Source organism: Subtercola endophyticus (assembly GCF_021044565.1).
Lineage (GTDB): Bacteria > Actinomycetota > Actinomycetes > Actinomycetales > Microbacteriaceae > Subtercola > Subtercola endophyticus.
In genome coordinates this window covers 2169679-2185866 of record NZ_CP087997.1, presented here as the reverse complement: position 1 = coordinate 2185866, position 16188 = coordinate 2169679, and the positions used below count along the sequence as shown (strand labels likewise).

Below are 16188 nucleotides of genomic sequence, written 5' to 3'. Positions count from 1 at the left end.
GCCTGCCCGGGTCGCAATAGGCTCGACGTATGCCCAATCCCTTCTTCGAACCGAGCCCGCTCGAGTTCGGCCTGCCGCCCTTCGCCGACATTCGCGACGAGCACTACGCGCCCGCCTTCGAACGTGGTTTCGCAGAGCACCTGGCCGAGATCGAGGAGATCCTGGCCGAGACGGATGCGCCGACCCTCGAGAACACACTGATTCCGCTCGAGCGCGCAGGTCAGACCCTCTCTCGCGTCTCCGCGGTGTTCTTCAACAAGGCCTCGGCCGACAGCACCGACTTCACGAACGAGCTCGAAGAGCAGCTCGCGCCGCAGTTGGCCGCGCATTCCGACGCGATTCGGCTGAACTCGGCGCTGTACTCACGCATCCGTGGTGTGTACGAGAACCGCGACACTCTCGACGCCGAGTCGCGCTACCTGGCCGAGCGGTATTACGCCGAGTTCACCCAGGCCGGTGCCGGGCTCTCCGACGACGACAAGAGCCGCCTCCGCCACCTCAACAGCGAACTGTCGACGCTGACCACCCGCTTCGAGAAGAACCTGCTCGCCGATACGAACGAACTCGCCGTGGTCATCGACACCGTCGCCTCGCTCGACGGGCTGGGAGAGGGCGAGATCTCGGCGGCTGCCGCGGCCGCAACCGAGCGGGGGATGCCCGGAAAGTACGTCATCACGCTGGTGCTGCCCACCGGGCATCCGTACCTCGCTTCGCTCACCGATCGCGCGGTGCGCGAGCGCATCATGACGGCTTCACGCTCACGCGGCACACACGGCTGCGAGCACGACAACCGTGAGATCGTGCTACAGATCACCCGGTTGCGTGCCGAACGCGCGGCACTACTGGGGTTCGCGACCCACGCCGCTTTTGTGACCAGCGACGAGACCGCCCAGACGCCCGAGGCAGTGGATGCCCTGCTGCGCCAGCTCGCCGGCCCGGCCGCGCGCAACGCCCGCGCCGAGCAGGCCGCGCTTCAGCAGCTCGCCGTGCGCGAGACGGGCGACGCTTCATTCGAGCTTCAGGCCTGGGACTGGGCGTTCTACAGCGAGAAGGTGCGCAAGGCCACCTACGACGTCGACACCGCCGAGATGCGGCCCTACTTCGAGGCGTCGCGGGTGCTGAACGACGGCGTGTTCTTCGCCGCCCATCGCTTGTACGGCGTGACGTTCACCGAGCGGTTCGATCTGGTGGCGTACCACCCGGAGGTTCGCGTGTTCGAGGTCCGTAACGAAGACGGCTCGGTCGTGGGGCTCTACCTGCTCGACCTGTACACGCGCGACTCGAAGCGGGGTGGGGCCTGGATGAACTCGCTCACCTCGCAGAGCTCGCTGCTCGGGCATCCGGTGGTCGTGACCAACAACCTCAACGTGCCCAAACCGTCGTCGGGGCCGACGTTACTCACGTACAGCGAGGTCACGACGCTGTTCCACGAGTTCGGGCACGCCTTGCACGGGTTGTTCGCGCGGGTGACGTACCCGAAGTTCGCCGGCACCCGGGTGTTTCGCGACTTCGTGGAGTTTCCGAGCCAGGTCAACGAAATGTGGATGCTCTGGCCCGAGGTTCTGGCGAACTACGCGGTGCACAACTCGACCGGTGAGCCGATGCCTTCTGCTCTGGTGCAGAAGTTGCAGGACTCGTCCGGCTTCAACGAGGGGTTCGCCACGTCGGAGTACCTTGCTGCGGCGCTGCTCGACCAGGCGTGGCACTCGCTTTCGGTCGATTCGCCTGCCGTCGACGACGTTGCTGCGTTCGAGGCGGCAGCCCTCGCCTCCTTCGGGCTCGACAACCCTGCGGTGCCCACCCGGTATGCGAGCACCTACTTCGCGCACACCTTCTCGGGCGGATACGACGCCGGCTACTACTCCTACATCTGGAGTGAGGTGCTCGACGCCGACACGGTGGAGTGGTTCCGCTCCACCGGCGGCCTCACCCGCGCCAACGGCGACCGCTTTCGCCAACGTTTGCTCGGCGTCGGGGGCTCCGTTCCGCCCCTCGAGGCGTTCGTCGACTTCCGCGGTCGCCCCGCCGAAATCGGCCCCCTGCTCGACCGCCGCGGCCTCAACGCCTGAGCTCCTGTTCACCGTCTCGGATGTCCGGCCACACCCGTTGCGCCCCACCCGTTCCGGCGCGCGGTAGCTCGGTGAATGCGCGGTGGTCGGTGAATGCGCGGTGGTTCGGCGCGTCCGCGGTGGTTCGCGGTGTTTGTCAACCTGTGTGGGACAGTTCGGTGGTGGGTTGGTTGATCCAGGTGCGGATGTTGATGATTTCGGCTTGTGGTCGGCGGTTGTAGCGTTCGGGGTGTTGCTGGTAGGCGGTGTTCAGGAGGCTCTGGCGGCGGTTGCGGTATATCCGCCAGGTGCCGTTGTGCACGGTCTCGGGTGTGTAGTGGCCGATCCCGGAGTGGTGGTGTTCGGTGTTGTAGGAGCGGATGAACGCGTCGATCCAGTGTCTGGCGTGTTCGAGGGTGTCGAACCTGCGGGGGTAGTCGAGGGCGTATTTCATGGTTTTGAACTGGGCTTCGGAGAATGGGTTGTCGTTAGACACGTGAGGGCGGGAATGTGACTTCACGATCCCGAGGGTGCCTAGTGTTTCGGTCATCAGATCGGAGGTCATCGAGGGTCCACGGTCGGCGTGTAGCACCTCGGGGACGCTGTTCGCAGCGATCGCGTCGGTGAGCATGGCGACGGCGAGGGTGGCGCGTTCAGCGTCTTCGACGCGCCAGCCGACGACGTACCGGGAATACACGTCAAGGATCAGGTACAGCTTGAAACTGCGGCCCCGATCGGTGCTGGGCAGCATCGTGATGTCCCAGGACCACACCTGATTCGGTCCCGTCGCGCAGAGCACCGGGATCACGGCCGGCGGATGGGTGGCCTGACGACGCCGGTCACCGGTGAGCTGCCGTTGGCGCGCGATTCGGTGCCAGGATGATTGGGACGCAATGTAGATACCCTCGTCCAAGAGCCGATAGAACACCGCCGTCACGGACAGGTCCGCGTACTCCTCGTCACACAGATACGCCACGATCCGGGCGCGTTCCTGAACTGACAAAGCCGCTGGCTGGAACCGATCCGACTGCGGTACCGGTGCTCGATGTCCTCGCGGTCGATGCCTGCGCCGATACCAGGACGCTCGCGGTACCCCCGCGGCCGCGCAGGCGGCGGACACGCTTAACCCGGCGGCGACGAGTTCGGCGACGGCGGTTTCCTGGATGCTGGTTGCAATGGTTCCGGCTCCGCGCTCTCGGCAAGTTTCTCCAAGAGCGCGTGCGCTTTTCCCACGGACTCTAACGCGGCTTCCAGAATGTCCCTGTCGGCCTGCGCTTTCGCGAGCTCTTTGCGGAGCCTGGCTATCTCAGCGCTCTGCGTGCGTGGTGTCATCGCCCGTCCCAAGACCCGATGGCCCGTCGGTGAGGGCCCGAACTCCTCATTATCGCGAGCGAACGCCCACCGCGCCACACTGCCACGATCCACCCCATACCGGCGCAGCACCTCACCCCGAGCACCCCGCTCAGCAGACTCATACGCCGACACGATCTCCAGCTTCAACCCCACCGGACGATGCCACTTCAAACCCATCGACCTCACCACCAGCACACCACCAATCTGTCTCACCACAGGCTGACACAGAGGGTCGAACTACCGCGGACGCGCCAAACCACCGCAGACGCGCCGAAATACCGCGGATGGTCGGTCGTGCCTGCACGCAACACTCATGTCACGGGTTGTCGCGGGGGCTGAGCACACAGAACTCGTTGCCCTCGGGATCGGCCAGCACGACCCACCCAACGCTCGACTCGTCTTGGCCCACGTTCACCCGCGATGCTCCGCGGGCGATAAGGCGCTCGACCTCGGCGGCCTGATCGTCGTCGGCACGCGGAGCCAGGTCGATGTGCAGGCGGTTCTTCACCGTCTTTCCCTCGGGCACCTGCACGAAGACGAGTCCTTGCTGCCGCTCCTCGATGGGAACGACCCGGTCGGCGTCGAGCGCAACCGGTGACACGACGGCAGCCTCGTCGCCCGACTCGAACGCGATGCGCCAGCCGAGCGTCTCGGCCCACCACCGCGCCTGGGCGGCTACGTCTCGGCAATCGACGACCACGCTGTACCAACGAAGTGACATATCCCCATTCTCGACCGTCGGCCGGTTCGGGCGCCACCCGTTGCAATGTCTTGCGCCGTGCCGGCCGCTCGGGCTCTCGTTCCGCGTGAGGCTCTTGTGTCGTTTGTGAGGTCGCCACACCTGCCTCAGCAGTGTCGGAACGGCCTCATCAAGCTAGCGGCTAGGGGGCGACCGAAGCCGCGGGGGCCGTGGGGGAGGCGGTGGGGGCACCGGTCGAGGTTCCATCCCCCGTGCCGAGCAGGTCGTTGGCGTCGAGGCAACGACCGGTTTCGGGGATGGCCGAGATCGCGGTCTGCAGGTCGATGAGGGCGGTCGATGCTGAGACGGCGTTCGAGTCGACGATGACTTCGGTGGCGGGGTCGCGGCCGAACGTCGTGTAGGTGTACGACGGCTTCTGCGAGTCGTCTTCGATCCAGTCGACGCCCGACACGTTGACGCACGGCAGCGTTGTCGGGCCGTAGGGCTGCACGCCGCAGCGCAGCAGCACCGACGCCGGCGTGCCCCAGGCGGAGGTCGCCTGGGCATTCGTCTGCCGCTGGTCTTGGCTCGCCACGCTTGTCGGCAGACGCACCATGATCTCCGCGCAGCCGGGCGCGGTCGCACTGGCAGCCGGATCGAGCGCTACGGTCGAGGCGCACCCCGACAGTACGATGCTCACAAAAGCGGCCGCCAGGGCGGCGGGAACCAGAAGACGTTTACGGGCAGACATCACTGACAGGCTACCGTTGACAGGTGAGAACTCATGGGGCCGACCCTCAGCTTCCGGCGGTAGCGCAGGCGCCGGATGCCCGCGGCGAGGCCGCACCTGGGGCGCCGGTCCTGTCGCCGCCGAGCGACACGCTCGAGAGCGTCGGCGAGGTCGAGGCGCTCAAGCGAATCTTTCCGCGGCTTCCCGCCGCGGCCTCTGCGCTTCTCGGCCCCGGCGACGATGCCGCCGTGATTTCGGCTCCGGATGCCCGCTTCGTGGTCACGACCGACATGATGATTCACGGCCCCGACTTTCGCCTCGCCTGGTCAACGCCTCACGATCTGGGCTGGAAGGCCGCGGTCACGAACCTCGCCGACGTCGCGGCGATGGGCGCAAGGCCGTCGGCCCTCGTCGTCGCTATCGCGGCGCCGCTCGACACCCCGGTCGCGACGCTCGAGGGAATCGCCGACGGACTCCGCGACGCCTGCGCGGCGCTCGCCCCGGGCGCCGGGGTCGTCGGGGGAGACCTCTCGGTTTCGAGAACTCTCACCCTCGCCGTCACGGCCTTCGGCGACCTCGACGGCCGCGCGCCCGTCGTGCGGTCAGGTGCCCGCCCCGGCGACGTGGTCGCCGTGGCCGGAGACCTCGGCCGCGCCGGTGCCGGCATCTGGCTGCTCTTCGACCGAGCCATGTCGTCAGTTGCCACGGCTTCCGCCAGCGCGAGTTCGTCGCCGACGACCACGTCACCCACCGTAACCCGCCACCCCGACGCCACGCTCGGGCGAGCCGTGCGCCACCACCACCCGGCGCTCATCGAGGCTCAGCTCGCCCCCACCTCGCCGCTGCACGCAGGCGTGGCAGCAGCCGAGGGCGGCGCTACCGCCATGCTCGACGTCTCTGACGGATTGGTTCTCGACGCCGGGCGAATTGCGACGGCGAGCGGGTGCTCGATCGACTTCTCTCATGCCGCCATCGAAGCCGAGGCGGCAGCGCTGCGGGCCGTCGACGACGTAATCGGTGCACAATCCCGCGACTTTGTGCTCTGTGGAGGAGAAGACCATGCGCTTCTCGCCACGTTCGCGCCGAGCGTGCCACTGCCGGCGGGGTTCCGCCGGATCGGGGTCGTTCTCGAGCGTGCTGCCGGGCATCCATTGGTCACGGTGGGCGGCGAGGCCTACGTGAAGCCCGGCGGGTGGGATCCCTTCAGCGACTGGAACGGCGCCGAGGGCTGATCGGCTCCCAGTAGAATTTGAGGCACGCGCCGCGACCCGACCCCGGTGGTGAGCACCGGCCGCCGCGCTCTGACGAACGGAGCTCCTGCCACATGGGCAAACTCATCTATGGAACACCCGGCGTCGAGATCGAGTTCGACGACCGCGTGCTCGCCCACTTGCGGGTCGTCATCGTCACGAAGCTGCGCCGCGGCGAATCGTTCACGATGCAGTACGCCTACGGCCCCGAGGCCGGTGCGGGGCACGCGAGCCTCTGGATGCACCCGTCGATTCCGCTGCAGTTCAAGTTCTACGGCAGCAAGGAGCCGGCGCTGAACCGCGCCTGGATCGAGGCGCTCATGCTCGGCGCCAGCACGACCGTCGGTCTGCAGCTCTTGCCCGAACCCGATATGTAGGAGCCAGACACGGCCACAAGCACAAAAGAACGCCGGCCCGACCACTGGATGGTCGGGCCGGCGTTCTTCGTCTTCAGACGCGAATGCGGGTTACAGCTAGTGCCGTGGCCCCGAAGCCTTGGCTGCTTCCGACTCGTCGTCGGTCAGCTGAGCCAATTCTGCATCGGGATCTGCCGACCCCGCGGCCCGGATCTCCTCCAGCGCGATAGCGCCGGTGGCGAGGGAGACTCGCGATGCACCGTCGACCTCGAGCGACTCCGACAGCACCTCGCCGCGGTCGAGCGTGGTGGCAAGCGGCTTCTCTTTGACGAAGAACAGCAGCACCGTAGCGGCGAGCACCAGCGGAACCATCAGCAGGAACACAGGGGTGAGAGCGTCGTTGTACGAACCGATGATGATGTCACGAACCGAGGCGGGCAGGGCGCGCACCAGGTCGGGCGTCAGCGAGTTGTTTCCACCGGCAGTACCGGTTCCTCCAGCGGGCATCCGCTCGGCCAGCAGGGTGGTCAGCTTCGCGGTGAACAGGCTGCCGACGATGGCGGTGCCGAGTGAGGCACCGATCTGGCGGAAGTAGTTGTTCGACGCGGTAGCCGTACCCACCACACGCAGCGGGAACGTGTTCTGCACGATCAGGATCAGGATCTGCATACACATACCGAGGCCGATACCCATGATGGCCAGGTAGGCGCAGATGATCCAGACGGGCATCCCGGCGGTCATCGTGGAGAGCAGCAGAAGCGCGCCGGCCGTGATGATCGTGCCGACGATCGGCAGGAACTTGTAGTGACCCGTACGGCTCACCAGCTGACCCGAGCCGATCGAGGTGATCAGCAGACCCGCCATCAGCGGAATCATCAGCAGGCCGGCCTGGGTGGCGTTGGCACCCGTGACCATCTGCATGTAGGTCGGCAGGTAGGCGAGCGCACCGAACATCGCGATTCCGATGATGAGACCGGCGATCGTGGTGAACACGAAGTTGCGCTGCTTGAACAGGAACGGCGGCATGATCGGCTCAGAGGCGCGACGCTCCACCATGATGAAGGCGATCGCCGCGATGACGGTACCGACGATGAGGCCGATGATCGTGGGCGAATCCCAGTCGTAGGTGTTGCCACCCCAGGTCGTGGTGAGCAAGAGGCCGGTCGAGGCGAGTGCCAGCAGAATCATGCCGGCGAAGTCGATGCGGGGCTTGCCCTGCTGACCCTTCGGCAGGTGCAAGAACATCACGGCAGACAGGATCGCGAGGATGCCCAGGGGAATGTTCATCCAGAAACCCCAGCGCCAGCCGGGCCCTTCGGTGAACCAGCCGCCGAGCAGCGGGCCGGCGACACTCGAGAGGGCGAACACGCCGCCCATGATTCCCATGTACTTGCCGCGCTCACGAGCGGGCACGACGTCGGCGATGATGGCCTGCGAGAGAATCATCAAACCACCGCCACCGAGGCCCTGAATAGCCCGGCCTGCGATGAGCTGGCCCATGTCGGGGGCGAGCCCACCGATGATCGAGCCGAGCATGAAGAGGCTGATCGCGATGATGAACAGGCCCTTGCGGCCGATGAGGTCACCGAGCTTGCCGTAGACGGGCAGCACGATTGTCGACGCGAGGATGTACGCGGTGGTCACCCACAGCATGAGGTCGACGCCGTGCAGCTGGCCGACGATGGTGGGCAGTGCGGTGCTGAAGATGGTCTGGTCGAGCGATGCGAGAAGCATCGTCACCATCAGGCCGGCGAACACCAAAAGGATGTTGCGTTTCGAAGTCGGCGCGGCCGTTGATGCGGTCGGTGCCGGAGCGGTTGTGGCACTCATTGGATTTTTTTCGTTACCTCTCTGACGAGCTCGATGGCTCGCTGTTCCAACTGGTCTGTCGTGGCCGGGTCTGAACTGACCGTGCTGCCCTCGGTGACCCACTCTTTGACGGCGACGCGAACGCCACCGCTGCAGATAGTGAGCAGCATGTCGGCCGAGGCCGAACGGGTCTGTACGGGGTCTGCGGCGAATTCGGGATCGCTCGCGAGCAGGGTCTGGATGGCCGCGGTGAGCTGATCGGCCATGCGTGTCATTTGCGTGACATGCCTGCTCAGCAGCTCGGGGTGGGCCTTAACGACCTGCATGCGAAGCGCGTGCAGGTCGGTGGTCGTAATGGAGGGGCCGATCACCCAGAACAACAGCTTGACGATCGACTCGACGAGACCGGCACCGTCGTTCTTACGCAGGTGCTCGGTGACCGCTTCTTCGGTCAGCTCCAGGTCGTGGATGCCGAGTACGGCGTCTTCTTTGCTATCGAAATAGTTGAAGAAGGTGCGGCTCGACACGTCGGCGGCCTCACTGATGGCGTCGACCGTGGCGTGGGCCAGGCCCTCGCGCAGCACCAGTTCGACTGCTGCTCGTTCGAGCTTGGCCCGGGTCTCGGCGCGCTTCTTGTCGCGTAGTCCGAGGGGGGCGGTGATTTCCATATCTCAATTATTGCGCTATGTGCAAACTTTCGCAACTGCAACGTTGCGTACCTGCAAGTTTGCTGTGATGCAATCTTGCAGGGAATGAATCTGGCCCGGGATGCTTGCGCACGGATGCCCGGGTCGGGCTACACTCGTCATCGTGGAGTTACGAGCATCCCTCATGTCTGACTATGAAGACCGCCTGCCGGTGCTCATCGCGGTGCTCGTGAATCTGGCGCTGTTGTACTTCATTCCGCAGAAATTCCAGGTGCTGCCGAGCTGGCTCGTGCCGGCGATCGCTGGTGCGCTGCTCATACCGCTCGTGATCCAGAACCCCCGTCGGCTGTGCCGCGAGACGACTCTCTCCCGATGGATCTCGATCGTTCTCACCTCGTTCCTCGTGCTCGCCAACCAGATCACGGTGCTCGTGACGATCGAGAACCTGCTGAACGGCGACGCGGACGGCAAAGACGTGCTTCTCAGTGCCCTGCAGGTCTGGCTGAGCAGCGTGATCACTTTCGGGCTCGTCTACTGGGAACTCGACCACGGCGGCCCCGTCGCCCGTCGAGAGGCTGGTGGCTGGCACGCTGCCGGGGCCGACTTCAGGTTTCCGCAGAACGACGGCGGCGACGAGGGCGGCGCTGACGGTAGCACCGACGGCAGCCCTGCCGACTCGAGGCAGTGGCGGCCCGGTTACATCGACTACTTCTACGTGGCCTTCACGAACATGATCGCCTTCAGCCCCACCGACACCATGCCGATGACCTCCCGCGCCAAACTCATCATGGCGTTCCAATCCATCGGCGCCTTCGTCTTGCTCGCCCTCGTCGTCTCCCGCGCCGTGAACATCCTCGCCTGATGCGTCAGCGAGCGGTGAACCACCAGAGCGTCGTCTCGCCGTAGTCTTTGCGGCGGTCGAGCTCGAGCGTGGGCGGCAGCGTGGGCTGGGGCGAGCGAGAGGTGCGCTCGACGACGACGGTAGCGCCAGGCACGACGTGAGTCACGAGGCGATGCAGAGTGTCGGCCAGCTCTGGCTCACCGAGGTCGTACGGCGGGTCGATGAACACGACGTCGAAACGCGAGGGGGTCGTGCCGAGAAAGGCCGAAACCGCCTGGGGCACCACGTGAATCCGCGGCTTTGTGACCTTCGACGCGGCCGCGGCGCTCAGGATGACCGCTGCATTGCCTTTGGCCACGCGGGCCGCCGCACTGCTCTTCTCCACGAGCGTCACTTCGGCGGCCCCGCGGCTCGCCGCTTCGAGGCCGAGCGCACCGGAGCCCGCAAACAGGTCGAGAACGGCACTGCCGGCGATCAGATCGCGCGACTCCAGGGCCGAGAAGATGGCCTCTCGAACCCGGTCGCTCGTCGGGCGCGTGCCGCTCGAGGGAACGGCCAGGCGCTGCGAACCGGCGAAGCCGGCGATGATGCGGGTCATGGCTGAATGTTATCCACAGCGGGTCGGGTGCACTCCTCAGAGTGCGTCACGTTGGGCCCGATCTGTCGGTCGCTGAGCCTAGAATCGTGCGTATGAGCCCCTCTGACCAATCTGCTGCGAGTTCTTCCGCGGCGCGAGGGTCGACGTGGACGAAGGGTGACGACCGGGCGGTACGCGAACTCACGGCGGGGGAGCGGCGCGCCAACCTCGGAACCGGGTCGCCGCTCGACGACAAGGTGTCGGGTATCGTCGGTGGCCGCACGGCCGGAGTGCTGCAGAAGTCGTTCGGAATCGTGACCGTCGGCGACATGCTCGAGCACTACCCGCGGCGTTATGCGCGCCGGGGCGAGCTCACCGCCCTCAGCGAGTTGCCACTGAATGAGACGGTGACGATCGTCGCCGAGATTCGCAAGGTGGTCGAGCGGCCGATGAAGGCCCGGCGCGGCTCGATTCTCGAGGTCTCGATCTCCGACGGCCGCGGAATCCTGAGCCTGACGTTCTTCAACCAGGCCTGGCGTTCGCGCGAGCTGCGCCCAGGTCTGCGCGGAATTTTCGCCGGGAAGGTCTCCGAGTACCGCGGCGCGCTTCAGCTCGCGCACCCCGACTACCAGCTCTTCGACGAACTCGACCTGCTCGAACTCGACGGCAGCGTCGACGAGAAGGCCAAGAAGTGGGCGGAGTCGCCGATTCCCATCTACCCGGCGAGCGGAACGATGTCGAGCTGGCAGGTGCAGGCGGCCATGGCGATGGTGCTCGAGGCGGTCGGCACGGTCGGTGACCCCGTGCCCGCGGCCCTGCGAAAGCAGCGCGGGCTGGTCGATTTCGGCACGGCGCTGCAGCTCATCCACCAGCCGAAAAAAGACAGCGATTTCATGCGAGCGCGAGAGGCGCTGAAGTTTCAGGAGGCGTTTGTGCTGCAGACGGCCCTGCTGCAGCAGCGCCAGGCGGCGCACGCCCAGCACGCGAATCCGCGCGTTGCCAAACCGGGCGGGTATCTCGAGCGGTTCGACAAGGCGCTCCCCTTCACCCTGACGGCCGACCAGAACCTCGTCGGCAGCGAGATCACGGCAGATCTGGCCAAGCCCGAGCCGATGAACCGGCTCATTCAGGGGGAGGTGGGCTCGGGAAAGACGCTCGTAGCGCTTCGCGCCATGCTCGCGGTCGCCGATTCGGGCGGTCAGGCCGCCCTGCTCGCGCCGACCGAGGTGCTGGCGGCGCAGCACCTCCGCTCGATCGTGCGCGTGCTGGGCCCCGATCTCTCGGCCGAGCTCATGCCGACGCTGCATACGGGTCAGCTGCCCATCGCTGTGCGACGCAAGGCCCTGCTGCGCATGGTATCGGGGCAGGCGAAAATCGTCATCGGCACCCACGCCCTGCTGAGCGACAACGTGCAGTTCTACGACCTCGGACTCGTCGTGGTCGACGAGCAGCACCGATTCGGCGTCGAGCAACGTGATGCGCTGCGGGCCAAGGGCGCGGTGCCGCCGCACGTGCTGGTGATGACGGCCACACCGATTCCGCGAACCGTCGCCATGACGGTGTTCGGCGACCTCGACATCAGCACCATCACCGAGCTGCCCGCCGGCCGGCAGGGCATCTCGAGCTTCGTCGTGCCGCTCGCCGAGAAGCCGGGCTGGGCCGGGCGCATTTGGCAGCGCACCGCCGAAGAGCTGGCGAAAGGGCGGCAGGCGTTCTTCGTCTGCCCCGCCATCGAATCGACCGTCGCTGAGACCGCAGACACCCTCGAATCCGACGAGATGGATGCCCGGCCGGCACCCAAACGAACGACCGGCGCCAGTGCGGCGGCACGGGGCGCGGCAGCAGCCCGCAGCGGGCCTCCTGGTGCTGCTGTTGCGGGTGCGGAGCCACCCGAGCACACCATGGCGACCGTGGTCGGCGTTCTCGCCGAGGCCCGCGCCAACCCGGCACTCGCCGGCGCCCGCATCGAGCCACTGCACGGCCGCATGTCGGCCGAAGAGAAAGACCAGACCATGCAGGCCTTCGCCGCGGGCGAGATCGACGTGCTGGTCGCGACGACGGTCATCGAGGTCGGCGTCGACGTGCCGAACGCCTCCACGATGGTGGTTATGGACGCCGACCGGTTCGGCGTCTCACAACTGCATCAGCTGCGCGGCCGCGTCGGCCGCGGGGGAGTGCCCGGGCTCTGCCTGCTGGTGACCCACGCCGAGCCCGAGTCCCTCGCCCGTGAGCGAGTGGATGCCGTGGCCTCGACCCTCGACGGATTCGAACTCGCCCAGATCGATCTCGAACTGCGGCGCGAGGGCGATGTGCTCGGCAGCACCCAATCGGGTGGCCGGTCATCCCTGCGGTTGCTGCGGGTGATCCACGACGGTGATCTCATCGGCGAGGCGCGCGAGGCGGCGGCCGAGGTGCTCGAGCTCGACCCCACGCTCGCCGGGCATCCGGAGCTCGCCGGCGCGCTCGTGCGCCGACTCGACGAGAGCGACCGCGCGTTTCTCGCCAAGAGCTGAGGCTGCGTCTCGGTGTTACGGTGCCGGTGGCCGGCGGTTACGGCCCCTGCTGCGCATTGATAGCCTGAAAGCATGCACACCATCGCCGTTGTACCCGGTTCGTTCGATCCCGTGACACTTGGGCACATTGACGTGATCGAGCGCGCCGCCTCGATCTTCGACGAGGTGCACGTCGTCGTTGTGCACAACCCCGACAAATCGGCGCTGCTGCCCATCGCTCAGCGGGTCTCCCTCATTCAGCGCGCCATCGCCGACGGCAACGTCGAGGGTGAAATTCTGGTCACGTCGTGGAGCATGGGTCTGCTGGTCGACTACTGCGTCGAAGTCGGCGCGAAAGTGCTGGTCAAGGGCATCCGTTCGCAGGTCGACGTGGCCTACGAAACGCCGATGGCCATCGTCAACCGCAACCTGGCCGGCGTCGAGACGATCTTCTTGCTGCCCGACCCCGCGCACGCCCACGTGTCCAGCTCGCTCGTGCGCCAAGTCGCCGGGCTCGGCGGAGACGTCGCGCCCTACGTTCCCGTCGCCGTCGCGGAGTTTCTCGCCAGCCCCAACTGACGCGGGGCGGGCGCTTCGCCTCGAGTGGCAGGATTGAGGCATGTCTGAACTCACCGTCGGCTACGCTGCCGCGCTCGAGCAGTTTCACCCGAGTGAAGCCGTCGCGCTGAGCGCACTCGCCGAAGATCACGGGTTCAGCGGAGTCATGGCGGCCGACCACTACCAGCCCTGGGTGCCGCAGCAGGGTCAGGCCTCTTTCGTCTGGAACGTGCTGACCGCCGTAGGCGAGCGAACGAAAGGCGATTTCGGCCCGGGCGTCACGGCGCCGACGTTCCGCTGGCACCCAGCGATGGTGGCGCAGGCGAGCGCGACACTCGCCGCAATGTATCCGGGTCGGCACTGGCTCGGCATCGGGTCGGGCGAGGCGCTGAACGAGCACATCGTCGGGCAGTACTGGCCCGAAACGCCCGAACGCATCAACCGGATGTTCGAAGCCCTCGACATCATCAACAAACTGTTCAGCGCCTCTCTCGCCGGCCGAGACGTCAAACATCGCGGCGAGTTCTTCAAGCTCGAATCGACCCGTCTGTGGACCATGCCCGAAAAAGCCCCCGAGATCTTGGTCGCGACGGCCGGGCCGGTCACGGCGAAACGCGCGGGCCGTCAGGCCGACGGGCTCATCACCGTGGGCGCCCCGCTGGAGAAGATCGCGGGCCTGTTCGCCAAGTTCGACGAGGGAGCCCGAGACGTGGGCAAAGATCCCTCGAGCATGCCCAAGGTGCTGCAGCTGCACGTGTCCTGGGCAGAAACCGACAAGCAGGCCCTTTCGAACGCGATGGTCGAGTGGCCGAACGGCGGCATGCGGTTTCCGAAGGCCGACATCCGTTCGCCGTTCGAATTCGAGCAGCTGGCCAAGTCGGTGCGTGCCGAAGACTTCGAAGGGCGTTTGCTCATCTCCTCAGACCCCGACGTGCACCGCGCCTACATCCAGCGCTTCGCCGACCTCGGGTTCGACCGCATCTATCTGCACAATGTGGGCCGCAATCAGTCCGACTGGATCGATGTCTTCGGCCGCGATGTGCTCCCGAAGCTGCGCCGCTGACATGGGCGCGGCATCGTTAGAGGTATATGCCGTCGACGGCATACCCGAAATTGAGGCGGGCGTTTCGCTCGCCGGGCTCATCGGCGACGCCGTCGAAGCGAGCGGGCTCACGCTGGTCGACGGCGACATTCTGGTGGTCACGAGCAAGATCGTCTCGAAGGCCGAAGGCCGTTCGGTGCGAGCGGATGACCGTGAGGCCGCCATCACGGCCGAGACCGTTCGCGTGGTTGCGACTCGGGCGCATCCCGGCGGCGTGACGCGCATCGTCGAGAACCGGCAGGGAATCGTGCAAGCCGCCGCCGGAGTAGACGCGAGCAACACCCCCGCCGGCACCGTGCTGCTGTTGCCGCTCGACCCCGATGCTTCGGCGCGCGCGCTCGCCGCCGAACTGCGCACGCGGTTCGGGGTGAGGCTCGGCATCCTGATCTCCGACACGCTGGGGCGCGCGTGGCGCGAAGGCCAGACCGACGCGGCGATCGGTTCGGCCGGCGTGACGGTTGTCGACGATCTGCGCGGCGGGGTCGACACGTTCGGCACCACACTCGAGGTCACACAGATCTCGGTCGCCGACGAACTCGCTGCCGCAGCCGACCTGGTGAAAGGCAAGGCGACGGGAGTGCCGGTGGCGCTGGTGCGCGGCGCGGGGCGGTTCGTGGTCGAGTCGCTCGACACTCCGGCCCGGGCGCTGAACCGCACGGGGCCGACGGACATGTTCCGGCTCGGCACCGACGAGGCGCTCGAGCTGGGCCGGGCGGAGGGATTCGCCTCGGGGTACGAAGCGGGGCTGGCGGCCGCCGGCGCGGCCGCCGCCGCCACTGCCGGAGCCGCCGCTGCCGGAGACGCTGGAGACCCCGCTGCCGGAGTTGCCGGATCTGACGCATCCGCCGCTGCTGCCGGAGTCGCTGCCGCTGCCGCCGCAACCGGATTTGCCGGATCTGACGCGCCCGCCGCTGCTGGATCTGACGCGCCCGCCGCAACCGGAGTCACGGGGACGGCCGCTGCTGGGCCTGACGTGGCCGCCGGATCTGACGCCGCCGCTGCAGTCGCAGGCACCGCGTGACCGAGTGGGTCGTGGTCGTGCCCGTCAAGGGATCGACCGCCTCCAAGACGCGCCTCGCCGACTTTCCGCTCGCACCCGAAGAGCGCCGCCGGCTGGCCCTCGCGTTCGCCCTCGACTCGATCGCCGCGATTCAGGCGGTACCGGATGTTCGTGAGCTACTCGTGGTGACCAGCGACCCCGTGGCAGCCGACGCCGTCACGCAGCTCGGCGCCGTGACGATTCCCGACCCCGGCGACGGCTTGAACGCGGCCATCCGCGCCGGCTTGGATCATGCCGCCCGCACCCACCCCGCAGCCGCCCGTGTGGTGATCACCGCCGACCTGCCCACACTCGCCACGGCCGACGTCGTCTTTGCGCTCGGACTCGCCGCCGAGCATCCGCTCTCGTTCGTGGCCGATGCGTTGGGGCTGGGTACAACGACCATCGCGGCCCAGCCGGGGTTGGACATCGTGCCGGAGTTCGGCGAGCACTCCGCGGCTCGGCATGCCGCGGCAGGACTCGTCTCGCTCGCCGTGCCGCCCGAGTCGACGCTGCGTCGCGACGTCGACACCCCCTCCGATCTCGAGGCCGCCCTGCGCAGCGGCGTCGGCCCCCACACGGCTCGCGCCCTGGCCCACCCCGACGTCTGACGCTGCGCGCCCGCGGCCGCCGGCCCGCCCTCTGGCGGCTGCCACCCGCTGCCGCCTTCGCCTGCCGCCACCGCCCGTCAGAACGTAGGAGCGTTC

General features: G+C 67.1%; 15 protein-coding genes. 9 read left to right on the top strand and 6 right to left on the bottom strand.

Annotated elements, in window-relative coordinates; all coding sequences use genetic code 11:
• Nucleotides 1-29 precede the first annotated feature (29 nt).
• Complete coding sequence (locus LQ955_RS10215) at nucleotides 30-2069, top strand: M3 family metallopeptidase (protein WP_231024440.1); 2040 nt, start codon at nucleotides 30-32, stop codon at nucleotides 2067-2069.
• A 136-nt stretch (nucleotides 2070-2205) separates the two neighbouring features.
• Here the strand turns inward: LQ955_RS10215 and LQ955_RS10210 are convergent, their stop codons facing one another.
• The 3 genes from LQ955_RS10210 to LQ955_RS10200 all read right to left on the bottom strand — a co-directional run bounded on the left by LQ955_RS10210 (nucleotide 2206) and on the right by LQ955_RS10200 (nucleotide 4831).
• Nucleotides 2206-3213 (bottom strand): IS3 family transposase, encoded by a 1008-nt coding sequence (locus LQ955_RS10210; protein WP_255713779.1) that lies wholly within the window; start codon nucleotides 3211-3213, stop codon nucleotides 2206-2208.
• Between the two features lie 504 nt (nucleotides 3214-3717).
• Complete coding sequence (locus LQ955_RS10205; protein ID WP_231024438.1) at nucleotides 3718-4122, bottom strand: VOC family protein; 405 nt, start codon at nucleotides 4120-4122, stop codon at nucleotides 3718-3720.
• Between the two features lie 160 nt (nucleotides 4123-4282).
• Nucleotides 4283-4831, bottom strand: a complete 549-nt coding sequence (locus tag LQ955_RS10200) for a DUF3515 family protein (RefSeq protein ID WP_231024437.1) — start codon at nucleotides 4829-4831, stop codon at nucleotides 4283-4285.
• A gap of 110 nt (nucleotides 4832-4941) precedes the next feature.
• Between LQ955_RS10200 and LQ955_RS10195 the strand changes: the two genes are divergently transcribed.
• Together LQ955_RS10195 and LQ955_RS10190 are read left to right on the top strand one after the other, a co-directional pair.
• Nucleotides 4942-6042 carry a thiamine-phosphate kinase gene (locus LQ955_RS10195; protein WP_231028109.1) on the top strand — a complete coding sequence of 367 codons (1101 nt, stop codon included), beginning with the start codon at nucleotides 4942-4944 and terminating at the stop codon, nucleotides 6040-6042.
• 92 nt (nucleotides 6043-6134) lie between these two features.
• Nucleotides 6135-6437, top strand: coding sequence for a DUF7882 family protein (locus LQ955_RS10190; protein ID WP_231024436.1), 303 nt, complete (start codon nucleotides 6135-6137; stop codon nucleotides 6435-6437).
• Between the two features lie 96 nt (nucleotides 6438-6533).
• Here LQ955_RS10190 and LQ955_RS10185 read toward each other — a convergent pair whose 3' ends face one another.
• Nucleotides 6534-8246: an MDR family MFS transporter gene (locus tag LQ955_RS10185; protein WP_231024435.1), complete on the bottom strand. Its 1713-nt coding sequence runs from the start codon at nucleotides 8244-8246 to the stop codon at nucleotides 6534-6536.
• Nucleotides 8243-8893: a TetR/AcrR family transcriptional regulator gene (locus LQ955_RS10180; protein ID WP_231024434.1), complete on the bottom strand. Its 651-nt coding sequence runs from the start codon at nucleotides 8891-8893 to the stop codon at nucleotides 8243-8245. The genes LQ955_RS10185 and LQ955_RS10180 overlap by 4 nt, the downstream gene beginning before the upstream one ends.
• Before the next feature lie 163 nt (nucleotides 8894-9056).
• Here LQ955_RS10180 and LQ955_RS10175 point away from each other — a divergent pair, with 163 nt between their 5' ends.
• Nucleotides 9057-9734, top strand: coding sequence for a hypothetical protein (locus LQ955_RS10175; protein WP_231024433.1), 678 nt, complete (start codon nucleotides 9057-9059; stop codon nucleotides 9732-9734).
• A gap of 4 nt (nucleotides 9735-9738) precedes the next feature.
• On the opposite strand, the gene rsmD is transcribed toward LQ955_RS10175, so the two are convergent.
• Complete coding sequence (rsmD, locus tag LQ955_RS10170; RefSeq protein WP_231024432.1) at nucleotides 9739-10311, bottom strand: 16S rRNA (guanine(966)-N(2))-methyltransferase RsmD; 573 nt, start codon at nucleotides 10309-10311, stop codon at nucleotides 9739-9741.
• Between the two features lie 92 nt (nucleotides 10312-10403).
• On the opposite strand from rsmD, the gene LQ955_RS10165 reads away from it, so the two are divergent.
• From LQ955_RS10165 to cofC, 5 genes are all read left to right on the top strand, one after another.
• On the top strand, nucleotides 10404-12803 hold the full coding sequence (locus LQ955_RS10165) for an ATP-dependent DNA helicase RecG (protein WP_231024431.1): 2400 nt from the start codon (nucleotides 10404-10406) through the stop codon (nucleotides 12801-12803).
• 72 nt (nucleotides 12804-12875) lie between these two features.
• Entirely contained in the window at nucleotides 12876-13361 is a 486-nt protein-coding gene (gene coaD, locus LQ955_RS10160; protein WP_231024430.1) for a pantetheine-phosphate adenylyltransferase, read from the top strand.
• A gap of 40 nt (nucleotides 13362-13401) precedes the next feature.
• The gene (locus LQ955_RS10155) at nucleotides 13402-14403 is read left to right on the top strand and encodes a TIGR03557 family F420-dependent LLM class oxidoreductase (RefSeq protein ID WP_231024429.1); all 1002 of its coding nucleotides are present in this window, start codon (nucleotides 13402-13404) and stop codon (nucleotides 14401-14403) included.
• Nucleotides 14363-15463, top strand: coding sequence for a coenzyme F420-0:L-glutamate ligase (locus LQ955_RS10150; RefSeq protein ID WP_390623368.1), 1101 nt, complete (start codon nucleotides 14363-14365; stop codon nucleotides 15461-15463). The genes LQ955_RS10155 and LQ955_RS10150 overlap by 41 nt, the downstream gene beginning before the upstream one ends.
• Nucleotides 15460-16092, top strand: coding sequence for a 2-phospho-L-lactate guanylyltransferase (gene cofC, locus LQ955_RS10145; protein ID WP_231024428.1), 633 nt, complete (start codon nucleotides 15460-15462; stop codon nucleotides 16090-16092). The genes LQ955_RS10150 and cofC overlap by 4 nt, the downstream gene beginning before the upstream one ends.
• The last annotated feature ends 96 nt before the right edge of the window (nucleotides 16093-16188 follow it).